The following is a 17,173-nucleotide window of genomic DNA, read 5'->3' on the forward strand; positions in this document are numbered from 1 at the left end:
AGCCGATGGAGCGAGTCCCGCCACCGACTTTGCCTGGTCTCCGGATGGCCGGCGCATTGCGTACCGGCATCGGGACACCCTGTACACCAGAGCATTGGAGGGAGGGACATTACGACCGGTTGCAACCGGCTTTGAGATGCACTCTCCTGCATGGTCTCCCGACGGGGCATGGATCGCCTACGTGTCCGGGAACCCGGAATTTGTCTTCAGCACTTCCATCTTCGGCAATCTCGCCCCGAGCGCGATCTGGCTGGTGTCGGCCGCCGGCGGGCAGCCGATTCCGGTCACCGACAACAAGTCACTCAACGTGAGCGCCGTCTGGCTTCCAGGAGGGCGACAACTGCTGTTCGTCTCCGATCGGGATGGGGGACGGGACATCTACCGCGTGACGCTCCGCAGTTCCGGCCAGCCTGCGGGGCCGCCGACGCGCCTCACGACCGGCCTAAACGTCCACACGATCAGCCTCTCGGCCGATGGGAAGCGGCTCGCCTACTCGGTCTTCACCGAGACCGCCAATGTCTGGTCGCTGCCGGTCCCGCAGGGCGATGCGGTCTCCGTCTCACAGGCTGCTGCTGTCACCACGGGCAAGCAGATCATCGAGGGTCTCGACGTCTCCCGTGACGGCCGGTGGCTGGCGTTCGACTCGGACCGGAGCGGGAACCAGGACATTTACAAGGTGCCGCTGGCGGGTGGGGAGCCCGAGCAGCTGACCACGGACCCGCAGGACGACTTCTCACCCGCTTGGTCGCCGGACGGGAAGGAAATCGCCTTCCACTCCTTCCGGCATGGCACCCGCGACATCTTCATCATCTCTGCCGCTGGGGGTCCGGCCGAGCCGGTCGTCGCTACGCCCGCCCAGGAGCGGGGTGCGCATTGGTCACCGGACGGGCAGCAGTTGGTGTTCGAATCGAACCAGGCCGGTAAATATGAATTCTACGTCGTCTCGCGGAAGGGTAGGACCTGGGGAGCGCCCCGGCGACTGACTCGCGACGTGGGTCTTCCCCGGGGGTCGGTTCGCTGGTCGCCGGATGGCCGGTTCATCGCCTACACTGGGGTACAGTCACTGGACATCATTTCCCCGGCCGGCGGTGAGCCGCGCAAGCTGGTGGACGTCCAGGATCTCCTTGAGCCAGTACCTGAGAACCTTGCCTGGTCGCCGGACAGCCGGCTCGTGTACTACGTGGCTCACGACGCAGGAGGCCAAGCGGGCCTGTGGGCCGTGGCCCTGACCGGCGGGGCGCCGCGCCTCCTAGTGCGGTTCAATGATCCGGCGACCGATTTCGGGAGAGGGAGATTCGCGGTGAGTGGCAACCGGTTCTATTTCCCGCTCGAGAAGCGCGAGAGCGACATCTGGACGGCAGAGGTGCTGACGCGATAGTGAGGGCATGCTCGAGATCGCCCCAAGGAGCTCTTCGCTACACGAGTCCTCGCGCTGCCTCCCCGCCTTCTCGCCTACGTGCTGGAGCGCGAGCTCGGCAGTGGCGACATGACCGCGGTCTACCACCAGCGCCCGGGCCGCGCTGCTCGCACGAACCAGCGCGTCCAGCCAGCCACAAGCCGGGTGGGGATGACATTTCCCTCACGCCAGAATTTTTATTTTTGGAACGGGGGGTCCCCACCCGCATTTGCCAGCTGCACAAGCTCGCGCCCTCATGACCCGGCCTATTCCAGGGCCGGGGCCTCTTCGATTTCGGGGGGGGTATCGGGTTGTACCGTAATTGTCCTGTAACTGTGGACTAACCGGGACTACACCCGACTACTCCGCGCTACACTTTTCCCTCTACAGCGCGCCTCCAGTATCCCCCCGTAACCCCCCACATGAGAAGGATATATTTAGCTCATGCCATCACAGCGCGACGCATGGGGAGAACGGCTGCCTCGGCACCTGGGGCTCTGGAGCGCAGTCTCGGTGCTGGTCGGGTCCACCATCGGCAGCGGAATCTTCCGGGTCCCCGCCGCTGTTGCCGACCGGCTCCATGAGCCGGGGCCGGTACTGCTCGCGTGGGTGGTCGGAGGGATCATCGCCCTCTTCGGGGCCTTGACCTACGCGGAGCTGGCGGCGGCCCTGCCCCGTTCGGGAGGCGTGTTTGCCTACCTCCTGGAAGGATTCGGCCCGCTCCCGGCCTTCCTGTTCGGCTGGTCGGAGCTGACGGTCATCCGAGCCTCGGCGCTGGGGGCGATCGCCACGATCCTGGCGGAGTATCTGGGATATTTCATTCACCTGACGCCGGAGCAGGTCCGCTACGTAGCCGCCGCGGCGATCGTGTTCGTGGCGACCCTCAACTACGTAGGAGTTACCAGCGCGGCGGTGGTGATGAACTTCACCACGGTCGCCAAGTACGGCGCCCTGGCGGCGCTGGCCCTCCTGGCGTTCACCGCCCGGACCGGCGGCGCGTCCCACTTCACCCCGGCCTGGGGCTCCGGCGTCCAGCTCTCGCTGCTCACCACAGCTCTCATCTCGATCATGTGGACATACGACGGATGGGCGGATCTGTCCTTCATGGGCGGGGAAGTAAAGGATCCCGGCCGGACCCTTCCGCGGGCGCTGATCATGGGAACCGTGGGGATCGTGATCGTCTACCTGCTGCTGAATGTCGGCTACATCTATGCCGTGCCTCTGCCCGAGATGGCGGGCGCGCCGCTCATCGCCGCCACGGTGGCCGACCGGATTCCGCTGTTCGCGGGGATCGGGGGCGCGGTGACCTCCGGCATGGTGATGATCTCCTGTTTCGGCGCGCTCAACGGCTCGATGATGACCGGGCCGCGGATCTTCTTCGCCATGGCTGACCGGAATCTCTTCTTTCGGATCATCGCCCGGGTCTCGCCCCGATTCCAAAGCCCGTCGGTAGCCATCTGGCTGGCGGCCACGCTCGGGGTCGTGTACGTCCTGTTCAACAACTTCCAGCAGCTGGCCGACAAGTTCATCCTGGGGATCTGGCCGTTCTACGCGCTTGCCGTGGCGGCCGTGTTCGTCCTTCGGCGAACTCGTCCGGATCTCCCCAGGCCGTACCGGACCTGGGGCTACCCGGTGGTGCCGCTCCTCTTCCTGGTCGCGTCGGTGGGCATGGTGGTCAACGCGCTGTGGACCGACCCGGTGAACACTGGGATCACTTTCGGCATCATTGCGACGGGGATCCCGGTCTATTACGCCCGGAGGGCGTGGTTTCCTGCGGCGGTGGTGGAGGGTGAGGCAGGGTGAGGCAGGGTGGGGCAGGGTGGGGCAGGGTCGTGAGCAGCTGAGCGGATCGGCTCGCCCCTTCCCTCACCTTGCCCCACCTTGCCCCACCTTGCCCCACCCTACTTCCATCCCCAGATCCGCCGCCCGCACGCTGTGGGTCAGCGCTCCAATCGAGATGAAGTCCGCGCCCGACTCCGCGTACCGGCGCACGTTCTCCAAGGTGATCCCCCCGGTGGCCTCGATCTCGATCCCCGGCCTCAGCGATCGTGCCAGCGCCGCCCATTCCCGGACCGTATCCGCCGGCTGGTTGTCGACCAGTAGCCGGGTCGCGCCGGCCGCGCACGCTTCCCGCACCTGCTCGATTGATTCGACCTCCACGTAGAGCGCGGAAATGCCTGTCTCGCGGGCGCGCTCGAGCGCCTTTGACAGGCTCCCCTCCTCCTCGCCCCTCGTCAATGCTTTCCAGTGGTTGTCCTTGACCATGACCTCGTGGCTCAGATCGCCGCGGTGGCGATGGCCGCCACCGGCGAGCACCCCGGCGATATCCAGCGCGCGGAGCCCGGGCGCGGTCTTTCTGGTGTGGAGGATCTGGGCCGAGGTGCCGGCGACCGCGTCGACGTAGGCTCGTGTGAGCGTGGCAATGCCGCAGGCGCGCTGAAGCAGGTTGAGCAGCGGCCGCTCCGCCCGGAGAATCTGGCCGAGGCTGCCCTGGAGGGTCCCGACCGTCGTTCCCGGCGGAATCTGGCGCCCATCGGGCGCTCGCCACACGATCCGGCACTCGCATGCCTGGCCCACGGCGTCGGCGTACGCCGCCCCGGCGAGGACGCCACCGCTACGGTACTCGATGGCGCCTTGGGCGGCGAGTCCGGTGGGAACGGTGAGGGCGGTGGTGATGTCCGACTCGCCATCCTCGGCGAGCGCGACGGCGGCGATGCGCTCCGCCTCGGAGCTCACCTGCCCAGCGCAACCATCCGGTCGATGGCTCCGCGAGCGCGGTCCGCGATGTCGGGAGGGACGGTAATGTGATAGCGGTCGAGCACGAGCGAGTCCCGCACTCCGGGGAGGGTGATCGTCTTCATGAAGGCGCACTGCGCCTCGGGATCGGCCGGGATGAACTCCTTTTCCGGCGCCATCTGCTCCATCCGGTGGATAATCCCGGTCTCGGTGGCCACGATGAAGCGCGGCACCGGACGCTCCGTCACCGCGCGGATCATCCCCTCGGTGGACGCGATGTGCAGCCCTTCGGCCTTCACATCCCCATGCCCCATCTCGTAGATCAACTGCCCGGCGCAGCCGCACTCCGGGTGTACCAGCACCTCGGCGTCTGGGTAGCGGCTCCTCGCGGCATTCAGCGTCTCCGCCCGGATCCCCTTGTGCACGTGACACTCGCCCATCCAGACCTCGACCCGGCGGTGGGGACGCATCCGGCGGACGTGCGCACCGAGGAAGAAATCGGGTAGAAAGAGAATCCCTTTATCCTCCGGGATCGCGTCGATCACGTCGAGCACGTTGCCGCTGGTGCAGCAGTAGTCCAGCTCGGCCTTCACTTCCGCCGTGGTGTTGACGTATCCCACGGCGATGTACCCCGGAAACTGCGCCTTCCACCGACGCACGTCCTCTGCCGTCACCGTAGCGGCCAGCGAGCACCCGGCGCGGAGGTCGGGCAGCAGGACGCGTTTCTGGGGAGAGAGGATCGCCGCCGTCTCCGCCATGAAATGGACGCCCGCGAAGATGATCACCTCCGCCTCGGTCCGAGCCGCCTGGCGGGAGAGGCCGAGCGAGTCGCCCACGAAATCGGCGACATCCTGGACTTCCGGGCGCTGGTAATTGTGGGCCAGCACCACGGCGTTCCTCCGCCGGGCCAGCTCGCGAATCTCGGCCTGCAGGGTCGCGATCTCCGCCGGGCTCTGCTCCAGCTGCTCGATGACGGGAAGCGCGGTCACACGGCCTCCCGCTTGAGCGTGGCCGGCGGATAGTCCAGGCGGCGATGCCCCCCCCGGCTTTCCCGCCGGCGCCGAGCGGCCTGGGTGATGAGTCGCGCGACGAGCAGCTGGTTCCGGGTCCGCCAGGCGCCGGGCGGCGTCTGCCCCAGCAAGCGCTCCAACTCCTGCTCGGCGTGGAGCAGCGACGCCTCGGAGCGTTGTACGCCCACATCGGCGGTCATGAGCACGCGCATCCGAGCGCGGATCTCCTCGCACCTGGCGTCCGCACCGGTGTCCGGCTCACCGCCCACCTCGAGCGGAAGCGGAGTCGGCAGTTCGGACTGGAGCGCCGCAGAGAGCGCCCGTCCGGCCCGGTCGGCGAAGACGAGCCCCTCCAGCAGTGAGTTCGAGGCCAGGCGGTTGGCTCCATGCACGCCGGTCGACGCGACCTCTCCCGCGGCCCAGAGCCCTTCCAGTCCGGAGCGGCCCTCCAGGTCCGTCTGGATGCCGCCCATCGCGTAATGCAGCGCGGGCGCCACGGGCAGCAGGTCCTGGCCAGGGTTGAGCTCGAAGCGCGCCAACATCGCGGTGATGCCGGGGAATCGGGTCGGGAAGTCGTTCACGCTCCGGGCGTCAAGCCAGGCGCCACCCGCGGCGTCGGCGGCTGCCACGGCGCGCGCGAGCACATCCCGGGGTGCCAGCTCTCCCCGTGGGTCGGCTTCCAGCGCGAATCGCCGGCCGCCCTGACCCAGAAGCACCGCTCCAGCGCCGCGCACGGCCTCCGAGATCAGCGGGGCCGGGTTGACGCCAGGCAGCTTGAGGGCGGTGGGGTGAAACTGGAGAAACTCGAGGTCGCGGAGCGGTGCGCCAGCCTGATACGCCAGGGCCCAGCCGTCGGCTGTGGCCACCCTGGGATTGGTGGTCACCGCGTACAGCTGTCCGACTCCGCCGGTGGCGAGCACTACCGCCGGGGCCGGAATGGGGTAGCTGGCGCCCCCCTGGGGGAGGGCCATCACGCCGGTTACCCGACCCGAGTGGGTCAGCAGGGCGGTCACCTCGGTATGCTCCAACAGCTCGATCAGAGGGTGATGCCGGACCACTTGGGCCAGGCAGCCGATCAGGGCCGCGCCCGTGCGGTCGCCACCGGCATGAATGATCCGGGGGCGGGTGTGCGCCGCCTCCAGCCCGAAACGGAGCCGGCCATCGGCACCGCGATCGAACCTGGCGCCCAGTGCCAGAAGCTCGTAAATCCTGTCTGGGCCTTCACTTGTGAGAATTCTGACAGCTTCGGGGTCGGCCAGGCCATCGCTGGCGGCCAAGGTGTCGGCAGCGTGCTGGCTGGGGCTGTCTCCCGGACCGAGCGCGACGGCGATGCCGCCCTGAGCCCAGGCACTGGCGCTGTCGGCCAGCGTCTCCTTGGTGACGACCACGGCGGGCCGCCCCTCCGATGCAAGCCGCCACGCGGTCCAGAGGCCAGCGATGCCGGTTCCCACGATCACGGGGCGGGGGGGAGTCATGGCCCTAAATATAGCGGGCAACGAGGGCCGCGATGCCGCTGAAAGGACTAGGTCTGCACCCGGGAGAGGAGGATCAGGGCGGTGAGCAGGAAGACGGCATTGGGCAACCAGGCGGCCACCGTCGGGTCGATGACGCCGCTGGCGCCGACTGCCTTCATGATCTGGGTGAGCAGGAGAAAGACCACCGTGGTGCCGAGACTGATCGCCACCCCGACCGCCGCGCCTGCCCTCGGCGAGGTGACTGCCAGCGGGGCCCCGAACAGGGCGATGATGAAGCAGGTGGCGGGTAGGGCGACCTTGAGCGCCTGCTCCACGATCAGCTTGTTGGCATCGTTGCCCGAGCGCTTGAGCGCGTCGATGTAGCGTCCCAGCTCCGCATAGCGCATCTCGTCCGGCGCCTTGGGCTCGGCCAGCAGGTCGGCCGGCGACTGGGTGAGCGCCCGAAGCCTCATCGAGCGGAAGGAGAACATCGCCTGCCGGCTGGGTCCGGCGATCACCCGGCTCGCGCCACTCTTGATGCGCCAGGTCCGGTGGGCGCGGTCGTAGCTGGCGCTGTCGGCCGTGATGATCAGTCCCGGGTAGTTCGCGCCGCTGCCCTGGCGCTCGAAGAGCACCTGCTTGAGCTGCCGGCTGTTGAGGTCCAGGGAACGGACGGTGTAGACCCAGCCCGCGTCACCCCGGTAGACGAAGTTGTAGCGCGAGCTGGTGCTCCGGGCCGGCTTGGACTTCTGAATCACCGCCTGGCGCGCGGTGGCGCCGGGAGAGACCTCCCCCACCACGAACGCGAGCCCGGTGGCCAATGCCGAGGCGATGAAGATCGGCAGCATCAGACGGTGAAAGCTCTTCCCGCCCGCCTTCGCGGCCGTGAGCTCCGAGTGCCGTCCCATCGCCCCGACCGTGAAAACCGTGGCGAAGAGCACCGCCGCCGGCATGACGATGAAGGCGTTCTCGGGGATCGAGTAGATGTAGCTGATCACGATCTCCCGCATGGTGAGCCCGCGGTCCAACAGCTTGTTGAGGGTGTCGGTCAGGTTGATCACGATCGACACCAGCGGGAAGCCCAGGGCGGTGAGCACGAAGATGCGGACCCAGCTTGCCAGCACGTAGCGATCCAGGGTGCCCAATCCGGTCACGCCGCGCTCCCCTTGGCCGCCGTCCGCCGCCGGAAGAGGTGGCGTATGGCATCGAACACTTCCTGGAAATCGCCGCCGCGAGTGGATCCGGACTCGCGGTTCACCCGGATCAGACCGATGAGGCCGAGCACCGTCAGCACGATATCGGGCAGCCACATGGCCAGCCAGGGCGAGACGAACCCCCGGTCCGCCAGACTTTCCCCGGCGGTGAGTCCCACGTAGTGCACCGAGAAGACCAGCAGGCCGCCACCGATGACCAGGCCGATGCCGCCGCGGGGGAACCGAAGCGCCATCACGATGCCGACGATGACGAAGGAGACGCAGGCGAGGCTGATCGCCCACTTCTTGTGCACCTCGACCAGGTACCGGTCGGCCCGGCGGTCGGAGTCCTGGATCCGGTCGACGGCGGTCGCGACCTGGGACCAGTTGGAGAGCTGGAGGCGCTCGCGCGGCCCCGGCAATTTGACCGGCGGGGCGCCTGGCGGCCGGGGAGCTTGCGGCCGTGCGCCCGGCGGCCGGGGAGCCTGGGGCAGTGCCTTGGGCCGTACCGTCTGTGCAGGAGTCTGGGCTTCCGCCGTCTTGGGAAGCAGCGTCCGCTCAACCGATTCGATCCACTGGCAATAGGCCGGAGCCCGCTGGCCGGCGGGCGGAGCCGGTTGCAACGGAACCGGCGGCAGCGCGAGCAGGGTGCGCAGGTCTCCCAGCAGAAAGCTGGAGCGGTCCCGGATGGCCTGAGCCTCCTCGTCCCGTGCCTCGTCGATTACCGAGATCATCTCGCAGGTGCTCATCTCGCGGTCCCCCCGCACCGCGTCGCTGGTATTCCGCTGCAGCTCATCGAAGACATTCTTCACCCGGATATCGTTGATGTGATAGTAGGTGAGCTGGAACGTGAGGGGGTCGCTGGGGCGGTACTGGTGGATCGCCCCGTCGTAGAGCCGAAGACTCAGATCGGTCTGGCCTTCCGCGTAGGCCATGAGCCCGCTATCGGCGTAGATCACCCGCCGGCTGGCCTCGCCGCCTACGTCGTAGATGGTGATGTCCTTGAGCCGTCCGGTGGCCGCGTCGATTCGGCCGGCCCGGAGGAAGTACTGTGAGGGGGGCACCTCGTTGATGACCTGCTCCCGGAGCTCGAAGGTAGGCTTCTTCCGGCCGATGTCGATCAGGAGGTTCCGGAGCCGGGCGTTGCTTCGGGGCAGCACCTGGTCCACGAAGACGAAATTGAGCGCCGACATCATCGCCCCCCACACCAGCACCGGGCCCAGGATCTGGTAGACCCCGATGCCGCTGGCCCGCATGGCGGTGATCTCGTTGTCGGCGGCCAGGTGGCTGAAGGCGTAGAGGACGGCCACCAGCACGGCCATCGGCAGGGTCATCGCCACGATGAACGGGACGCTCAGCAGAAAGACTTCCCCGATCACCGACCAGGGGAGTCCCTTGCCGACCAGCGAGCCGAACTTCTTGGCGATCTGACTCAGCAGCATGAGGCTGGTCAGCGCCGTGAGCCCGAAGAGAAAGGGCGCGGCGAGCTGGCGTAGCAGATAGCGACTGAGCAGGCGCAACGGGCTAACTCGTCTGGTTGTAAGGGGTTGTTCTGGCCATTATATTGGGCCCATCTACTTTCCTCAAGCCTCGCCGTGATCCTCTAGAGTGCCACGCTTCCTGGTTGCCCTGGGCTGCTGCCTGTTCGCGCTGCCCCGGCTCCTCTCAGCGCAGGCGGACACCACCGGGTTCGGGGTCCGCCTCAGATTTGCCGAAGCGCCTCTCGTCCTCCAGCAGCCGGCGGCACTCCGGTTCACCTGGCTGGGCGCGCCGCGGCGTACGCCCGCCGCGCGCCGTGCCGAGTTCGACAGCAGCCTGACGGCGACCGTGGACAGCGTGCAGGCCCAGCGGGTGCTCGGGCTCCGCCTCCTCACCATTTACCGCACGCCCATTGAAGAGCCTGAGCAGGTGGCCGAAGGCGAGACGCCCCACAAGAACGTGCTCGGCCTCCCGACGAAGTATGCCGACCTGGCCCTGGATGGCCAAGCCAGACTGGAGGTCCGGACCGACCGGGTACGGGAGGAGCACTGTACCCCGATCCTGCTGCTCGATCCCGACTCCGGATGTCGCGGCAACTTCAAAGCGCCCAGCCTGGACAACCAGGTCAACATCCGTTCCTCCGGTATTCTGGGACGCCGGATCCACGTCAACGTGGACTTCGACACGGAACGGGACTATTCCGGCAACCAGAACGTCCAGATTTACTATGAAGGCCTCTCGGACGAGATCATCCGCCGGATCGACGTCGGCACCGTGGTCTTCCAGCCGCCGCCCTCGCGCTTCATCACCGCGGCGGTGCCGAGCAACAATTTCGGGGTCAATGCGACGTTCGAGGTCGGGCCGATCCAGCTCCAGACGCTGGCGGCCACCCAGAAGGGGAGCGTCGTCGCCGAACGGACCTACACCGTGGGCCAGACCACCAGCCAGAGCCAGGCCCGCCAGGTACGGGACCTGGACTTCGAAAGCGGACGATTCTTCTGGGTGGTCGACCCCAACAGCATTCCCGGCAATCCGGCGGTGGACATTCTCTCGCTTGACCCCACCACGCTGTCGCCGACCATCCGGCCGGCCGAGGTACGGGTCTACCGCTACCGTCCCCCCGACAGCAAGAACGGGGTCAATCCCAATCTCGGTGGAATCACGGCCCTGGCTCGCCGCAGCGACGATCCCAGGGAGCTGGGACCGGTGCAGTGGCAGCTCCTGATCCAGGGCACCGACTACTACCTGGACCCGTCTGGGCTCTGGATCGCGCTCGCCACCAAGCTGGACCAGAAGGACTTTCTCGCGGTGAGCTACCGGACAGCCGCGCAGACCACCATCGGCACCTTCCCCCAATCGGATCAGGGGACCGTGACCGTCGGCGGGGTCCGGCAGGCCAAAGATACGCTCGAGCTCATCGTGCAGCCGCAGCAGAGCTCGGACTTGCCCACCTTTCGCTATGAGATGCGGCAGATCTACCGGGTGGCAGGATCGGACCTGGATCCGACCTCGCTCAAGGTGGGGATCACCCTCAACCAGAGCGAGCGGCCGCTCTCCGGATCGGTGCAGACCTACCTTCAGCTTCTCGGGCTGGCCACACCCAGCGACCCCACGCTGTTCGATCGGGAGAATCGCCTCTGGCCCCGCAGCCGGGATCCTCAGGCCGCGCAGGTCATCCAGGAATCGTACATCGTCTTTCCCACCCTGAAGCCGTTCGCCGACCCGTCCAAGCTCACCCCGGCGGAGGTCTCGGACTCGCTCTACCTCGCCCGGCTGGTCGACCTGCTCAGCCAGGGGCCCACCGCAAAGTTCGCCATCAGCCTGGAGTACGACGCCACCGGCGGAGGCGATCGCTCCACCCTCAGTTTGAACGCGCTGCAGCTGCGGGAGGGCAGCGAACAGCTCTTCGTGGGCGGGCGCCGTCTGGAGCGCGGGGTCGACTACAACATCTCCTACGATCTCGGCCAGGTGACGTTCCTCAATCCCGACGCCCTATTCGGGCAAGGCTCGGCGCAGGTCACCGCACGATTCGAGGAGCGCGGGCTGTTCGCGGTTGCACCGACCACCATCCTGGGGCTCTCCACCCGCTACTCCCTGGGAGATGTGGGGGCGGTCAACCTGATCGGCCTCTATCAGCGGGAGCAGAGCGCCTTCAACCGGCCGGCGCTGGGGTTCGAGGCGAGCGCCAACCTCATCGGCGGGGTCAACACTCAGCTCCATTTCAAGTCGTCGTCGATCAGCCGGTTCTTGAGCCATCTGACGTCCAAGCCGGCCGTCGCGCCCTCGCTGCTGGACGTCAACGCCGAGTTCGCATTCACCAAGCCGGACCCGAACCGCTCCGGGGAGGCGTTCCTGGAGGAGTTCGAGTCGGACGCGGGGCTGGTGGTTCCGCTGCGGGAGTCGGCCTGGGAGTTCGGCAGCCGGCCCCAGCAAGCCGCCGGGCTAGAGGACATCGGGTTCAGCGGCGGATTCAACCTGGATGACGCGGTCGCGTTGACCTGGCAGAACCTGGTCCCCGCGAGCGACGGCAGGGCGCTCGAGCTGCATCCGCAGGACATCGATACGCTGATCCGGCTCGCCGGCCGCGGCGAGGAGCCGGAGACGATCATGTACCTCACGCTGCACGCCGATACGGCCGGCGGGATCGTCCAGCATAACAACCACTCCCGCTGGACCCAGCCTCGACGGGATTTCCAGCCCCGCTGGAGGTCGATGGTCACCTCCCTCAGCCCCACCGGCCTCGACCTCACCCGGGACGAGTTCCTCGAGTTCTGGGTCTTCCAGCCCGCCGGACAACCCGCCAATGCCGCCGGTCTCCGGTTGCTGGTCGACCTGGGCACGGTGAGCGAGGACGCGGTGGCGATCGCGCCCGTCACCCTGCAGCCCGCCGGGACGGACACCGTGTTCACCGGCCGGCAGTACGTCGGCCAGGGCAGGCTGGACACGGAGCGCAGCGAGATCGGGATCTTCAACGCCGTGGTGGACGATATCGGCATCCTCGGTGACCGTCCCGACTCGCTCCTGGAGCTGGGCGAAGGTCCCATCGAGTCGTTTCCGCTCTGCCACCAGATCCTGGGCGAGACCGTCAACGTCTTCCCGTGGGGCGACCTCAGCAGCCGCTGTACCGCTGGAAACGGCCTGCTGGACACCGAGGACCTCGACGGAGACGGTGAGCTCGACGCCAATGGACCGAACGAGAACGTCTTCCGTTACGTGGTCGATCTGGCCGCCGACAGCTTCTTCGTGCGGAACGGAGTCACCTCGGTCGATTCCCTCGGCCGCACCTCGCAGTGGAAGCTTTACCGGATTCCGATCCGCCGGCCGGACTACACCCTGAATACGCCGTCGCTCCGGCTGGTCCAGCAGCTTCGTCTCACCCTGGCCACGCCGCCGGACAATGGCTCCGCCGACATCGTGTCCCGTCTGGCGATCGCACGACTGCGGTTCGTCGGCTCGCCCTGGTCGCGGAGGGCGGAGACCCCGATCTTCGGGCTCACCGGGGCCGTCGGTCTGCCCCATGGCGAGGTGAGCAGCGCGACCATATCGACCGAGAACCGCACCGACCTGGGCTACGAATCGCCACCCGGCGTGACCGACCAGGTGGCCAACCGTGGCGGTGACCGCCAGAGCCAGGGCACCCAGATCAACGAGAAGTCGCTGCGGATCATCGGTCGCCTGCTCGGGTCGGGGGAGCGGGCCGAGGCCTACCTGCGCTTCCCCGCCGGGCCGCAGAACCTGCTCACCTATGAGACGTTGCGCGTCTGGTTCCGGGGACGCGGACCAGGGTGGCAAGAGGGCGACCTGCAGGCGTTCATCAAGCTCGGGAGTGACAACGACAACTTCTACCTCTTCCGAACACCCGCGCGGTCGGACAGCTGGACGCCAGAGGCCATCATCGATCTCGAAACCTGGCGCCGGCTTCGGGCAGAGGTAGAAAACCGATGGCTCCGGGGGGAGCCTCCGTCGGGCGCCGCCGAGTGCGGCACCAGCGAGCCCGATGCCTATGTCGCTTGCGAAGGAGGGTACCTGGTGCATCTCCGGGACCCCGGGGTCAACCCTCCCAATCTGGCGGCCGTGCAGGAGATCTCCGCCGGTATCTACCGTGTGGCCGCGACGATCTCGATACCGGAGGCCGAGCTCTGGGTGGATGACATCCGCCTGAGCGATCCGGTCTCCAAGACCGGCACCGCGGCGTCGGTCGACGCGCGGCTCACGGCCTCGGACGTGGGCAATCTCTCGGTCGCCTACACCCGGCAGAACGGGCAGTTCCGCCAGATCAACGAGAACCCATCTTACCTCGCCAGCAACGTGCTGCAGGCCGGAGGGGACCTGCGCCTGGATCGGTTCCTGCCGGCCGGGCTGGGGCTGGCGGTGCCACTCACGATGACCTATGCCCGCACCACGGTCGATCCCGAGCTGCTGAGCGGGACCGACTTGCGGGGCGCCTCGCTGGTGGGACTCCGGCGACCGGAATCGTGGAGCGCGACCTACTCACTCTCCATCCGGCGGAGTGTGCCGGGCTCCAAGTGGCTCACCAAGGCGTTGGCGGATCCGCTGTCGTTTACCGGTAACCTGACCCAGGGGCGGACCCAGACCGAGCTGTCCGAAGTCGACGCCACCGCGCTGGCGCTCAGCGCGAACTATCTCCTGCAGATGCGGCGGCGCGGGTTCCGCCTGCCGTTCGGCGGGCTGGTCAAGGGCCTTCCTCGGTGGCTGCGCGAGAGCGAGACCGGGAAGGCGCTCAGCCGGGCGGACGTGAGCCTGGTGCCTTCCCGCATCCGGTTGACCAGCGGACTGAATCGCAACGAGACCAACTCCACCGGGTTCCGAGTGCCGATCGAGCGGAGCGACGACGACCTGCTCCAGCCGACGCTCAATTTGGCCCACCTCTGGCGCAACTCGGCCGGGCTTACCTGGCAGCCGCTCGGCATGCTGAACCTGAGCGGTGACCTGACCAGCACCCGCGACCTCCGGGTTTACCCCGACTCGAGCCCACTCGGGCGGCTGGCGTACGCCAAGCGCAAGTTCTTCCTCGGCGTGCCTGCCGGTGTGGAGCGCGATCGTACCCTGGCCACGACCTTCGCGCTCACGCCCACGCTGGCCTCGTGGCTCCGTCCCCGGCTTCTGAGCACCAGCAACTTCCTGCTCTCTCGAACGCTCTCCAGTCGCGACCCGGTCCGGGCCGACGGCGACAGCGGCTCGTTCATCCTCCCCCAGACGCTCAACAACACCCGCACCAGCGAGCTCGGCGCGGCCGTGGACCTGGCCCGGGAAATTCGCCAGCTGGTGGGCGACAGCAGTGTGCTCGGCAAGGCGCTCGCGCGGGTGCGGCCGGTCGACCTGAGCACCCGGCTCACCCGCACGTCGACCTTTGACCTCGCCGCGTTCGATGCCGGGGTACATTACCAGCTCGCGCTGGGCGGCCTCGAGTCGTACCTCACCCAGGAGGGGGCGAGTGCCATCGGAGCGTCGGACGGGCGGACCGCCACGATCGCGGGAGGGGCCGACCTGCCGCTCGGGTTCAGCGTCACCCTGTCCCACGCACTCACCCGGACCACGAGGTTTCAGCGGGTGAGCCAGGGGTTTATCGAGACCGAGACGATCCAGGAGGAGTGGCCGGTCGGCAACGTCCGCTGGACCCGGACCTTCCGAGGCGGCCCCCTGGTTCAGGTGGCGCTGGGGACCACCTTCCGCCACCGTGACGGCAGCTCGACCCAGGCGAACCTCGGCGGGCCACCGGCGCTCACCTCCATCACCTCGTCATCCATTACCCCGGATGTCCAGCTGAGCCTCCGAAACGGGATCTCCTTGACCGTCGGCGCGACGGTTCTGGATCAGAGCAACGCCTCGAACGGCAACGAGACCCAGCTGGATCAGAACGATTTCACCGGCTCCGTCAATTACGCCATCCGGCTGCCGCGCGCGCTCAGCCGCGCGCGTAAGCAGGTGCGCAGCTCGCTGACGTTGCTCAACAGCAGCTCCAAGAGCTGCCTCCAGCGGGGCGCCACGGCGACGGAGTGTACCCTCATCTCCGACGTGCTGCACCAGGAGGCTCGCGCCGGCTTCGATACCGACTTCCTGCAGACGTTGAGCGGCGGGCTGCAGTTGGGCTACTCCATCAACGACGCGCGTCATCTGAGCCGGCGGACGTCGCAGATCTCCATCATCGCGTCCTTCCAGCTCTCCTTGTTCGCGGGCGACTATCGGTGAGGACGGCCCCGCGCTTCCCACAGCCCAAGGCCTTCATGCGCCGATTCGCCCTCTTCGTCCCGCTGCTTCTCGCCGCCTGCCATGAGGCCCGGCCGGCCCGGGAGTTCGAGGGGAACGTGGCGTTCCAATACATCGAGCGCCAGGTGGCGTTCGGCCCGCGGATTCCGGGGACGCCCGCACACGCGCGGATGCTCGCCTGGATGGACAGCCTGCTCCGCCTGCGGGCCGACACCCTGGTGACCCAGCAGTGGACCCACGTGACCGCCAAAGGCGATACCCTGGCCCTCACCAACCTGGTGGCCCGGTTCAACCCGTCGGCGGAGAAGCGGATCCTGTTCCTGGCGCACTGGGACAGCCGTCCGACCGCCGACAGCCCCTTGTCCCCCGATTCGACCCGTCCGGTGCCTGGCGCCAATGACGGCGGGTCGGGCGTGGCACTGCTCCTCGGGGTGGCTGATGTGCTCAAGCGGCGCCCCAGCAGCATCGGTGTGGATCTGCTGTTCGACGACGGGGAAGACTTCGGCGACTTCACCAAGGCGCCGGACGACGTGCTGATGGGGTCACGCTATTACGCGGCTCACCAGGTGCCCGGCCCGCCGCCGCTCTACGCGGTGCTGTTCGATCTGGTCGCGGACAAGGATCTGCAGATCTATCCCGAGGCCAACTCGATGGTGGGCGCGCCCGAGGTGGTCGAGCTGGTCTGGAGCACGGCCCGCGATCTGGGCTACTCCAAGGTCTTCATCGACGCTCCCAAGCACAACCTGATCGACGATCACCTCGAGCTGCAGAAGGTCGGCATCCGCGCGATCGACGTGGTGGACTTCGACTATCCCCCCTGGCACACCATCGGCGACACCATCGACAAGGTGAGCGCCGCGAGCCTCCAGGTGGTGGGAGACGTGGCCGTAGCGCTGGTCCGGCGCGAAGAGTAGAACCTGCGCTGACCTAAGTGAGCCGCATCGATTCGGGTTCGTCCCGCGGGAAATGGCGTACCCGGCGTCTGGGGCGCACCCTAGGATTGGGCATGTCGTCCACCGAGCGTCGTGCCCTGGTGCTGCTGCTCGCCCTCGCGCTGGTGGGGCAGGGCGTGCGCTGGCTGATGAGCCGTCCGGGCCAGGCGCCCGGTGAAGTGCAGCTGCTCTCCGTCCTGCCTCCGCGGTCCCCCGCCGCCCATCGCGACAGTATTCTCGCCCTCGCCCGCCCCCTCGGTCCCGACGAGCGGATCGATGCCGACCGCGCCACCGCGGCGGAGCTCGCCCGCCTGCCCCGAGTGGGGCTCGGGCTGGCCAAGACCATCGTGGCCGACCGGGAGGCACACGGGCCGTTCGGAAGCGCCCAGGGGCTCGACCGGGTGCGGGGCGTCGGCCCCGGCCTGCTGCAGGCCATCGGGCCCCATCTGGGCTTCTCCGGCACACCGGCTGCGGCACCGGTCGGGGCCGAGCCGGGGCAGGCGCAGATGGTCGACCTCAACGCCGGCGGACCCGCCGAGCTGGAGGGTCTCCCCGGAGTTGGCCCGGCTCGTGCTGCTGCGATCGTCCGGTACCGGGAAATTCACGGGCGATTCGGATCGGTCGAAGAGCTGGGCGGCGTACCCGGAATCGGGCCTGCCGCGCTGGCCAGGCTGCAGGGCCGGGTGAAGGTGCAGTGATCCTTGACACTCTCTGCCCCCTGCCTAGCTTCCGGCCTAGCCCCGTC

At 67.8% G+C, this 17,173-nt stretch carries 10 protein-coding genes; 5 read left to right on the forward strand and 5 right to left on the reverse strand.

Annotated elements, in window-relative coordinates; all coding sequences use genetic code 11:
- Positions 1-1,378, forward strand: a 1,378-nt coding sequence (locus VHR41_16175; protein ID HEX3235736.1) for a hypothetical protein, incomplete at its 5' end; no start/stop codon positions are given.
- Positions 1,379-1,840: 462 nt separating this feature from the next.
- The gene (locus VHR41_16180; GenBank protein ID HEX3235737.1) at positions 1,841-3,199 is read left to right on the forward strand and encodes an amino acid permease; all 1,359 of its coding nucleotides are present in this window, start codon (positions 1,841-1,843) and stop codon (positions 3,197-3,199) included.
- A 63-nt stretch (positions 3,200-3,262) separates the two neighbouring features.
- Here the strand turns inward: VHR41_16180 and nadC are convergent, their stop codons facing one another.
- The 5 genes from nadC to VHR41_16205 are packed head-to-tail and all read right to left on the reverse strand — an operon-like array spanning position 3,263 to position 9,309.
- The gene (gene nadC, locus VHR41_16185; GenBank protein HEX3235738.1) at positions 3,263-4,132 is read right to left on the reverse strand and encodes a carboxylating nicotinate-nucleotide diphosphorylase; all 870 of its coding nucleotides are present in this window, start codon (positions 4,130-4,132) and stop codon (positions 3,263-3,265) included.
- Positions 4,129-5,121 (reverse strand): quinolinate synthase NadA, encoded by a 993-nt coding sequence (gene nadA, locus VHR41_16190; protein HEX3235739.1) that lies wholly within the window; start codon positions 5,119-5,121, stop codon positions 4,129-4,131. The genes nadC and nadA overlap by 4 nt, the downstream gene beginning before the upstream one ends.
- Positions 5,118-6,617 carry an L-aspartate oxidase gene (locus tag VHR41_16195; GenBank protein ID HEX3235740.1) on the reverse strand — a complete coding sequence of 500 codons (1,500 nt, stop codon included), beginning with the start codon at positions 6,615-6,617 and terminating at the stop codon, positions 5,118-5,120. The genes nadA and VHR41_16195 overlap by 4 nt, the downstream gene beginning before the upstream one ends.
- 47 nt (positions 6,618-6,664) lie before the next feature.
- Positions 6,665-7,750, reverse strand: a complete 1,086-nt coding sequence (locus VHR41_16200) for an LptF/LptG family permease (GenBank protein HEX3235741.1) — start codon at positions 7,748-7,750, stop codon at positions 6,665-6,667.
- Positions 7,747-9,309 carry an LptF/LptG family permease gene (locus tag VHR41_16205; GenBank protein HEX3235742.1) on the reverse strand — a complete coding sequence of 521 codons (1,563 nt, stop codon included), beginning with the start codon at positions 9,307-9,309 and terminating at the stop codon, positions 7,747-7,749. Before VHR41_16205 ends, VHR41_16200 begins: the two co-directional genes overlap by 4 nt.
- Positions 9,310-9,397: 88 nt before the next feature.
- Between VHR41_16205 and VHR41_16210 the strand changes: the two genes are divergently transcribed.
- The 3 genes from VHR41_16210 (at position 9,398) to VHR41_16220 (ending at position 17,126) form a co-directional block, all read left to right on the forward strand.
- Complete coding sequence (locus VHR41_16210) at positions 9,398-15,478, forward strand: hypothetical protein (GenBank protein ID HEX3235743.1); 6,081 nt, start codon at positions 9,398-9,400, stop codon at positions 15,476-15,478.
- Positions 15,479-15,513: 35 nt separating this feature from the next.
- The gene (locus VHR41_16215) at positions 15,514-16,410 is read left to right on the forward strand and encodes a M28 family peptidase (protein HEX3235744.1); all 897 of its coding nucleotides are present in this window, start codon (positions 15,514-15,516) and stop codon (positions 16,408-16,410) included.
- A 92-nt stretch (positions 16,411-16,502) separates the two neighbouring features.
- Positions 16,503-17,126, forward strand: coding sequence for a helix-hairpin-helix domain-containing protein (locus VHR41_16220; protein HEX3235745.1), 624 nt, complete (start codon positions 16,503-16,505; stop codon positions 17,124-17,126).
- Positions 17,127-17,173 lie beyond the last annotated feature (47 nt).

The organism is Gemmatimonadales bacterium (genome assembly GCA_036265815.1).
In the GTDB taxonomy this organism is placed as follows: Bacteria; Gemmatimonadota; Gemmatimonadetes; order Gemmatimonadales; family GWC2-71-9; genus CAVVWJ01.

What these genes read in the sequence shown, in the direction of transcription:
- VHR41_16180 (HEX3235737.1), top strand. Translation starts at nt 1,841, where the DNA reads ATGCCATCACAGCGCGACGCATGGGGAGAACGGCTGCCTCGGCACCTG.
- VHR41_16195 (HEX3235740.1), bottom strand. Translation starts at nt 6,617, where the DNA reads ATGACTCCCCCCCGCCCCGTGATCGTGGGAACCGGCATCGCTGGCCTC.
- VHR41_16215 (HEX3235744.1), top strand. Translation starts at nt 15,514, where the DNA reads ATGCGCCGATTCGCCCTCTTCGTCCCGCTGCTTCTCGCCGCCTGCCAT.
- VHR41_16220 (HEX3235745.1), top strand. Translation starts at nt 16,503, where the DNA reads ATGTCGTCCACCGAGCGTCGTGCCCTGGTGCTGCTGCTCGCCCTCGCG.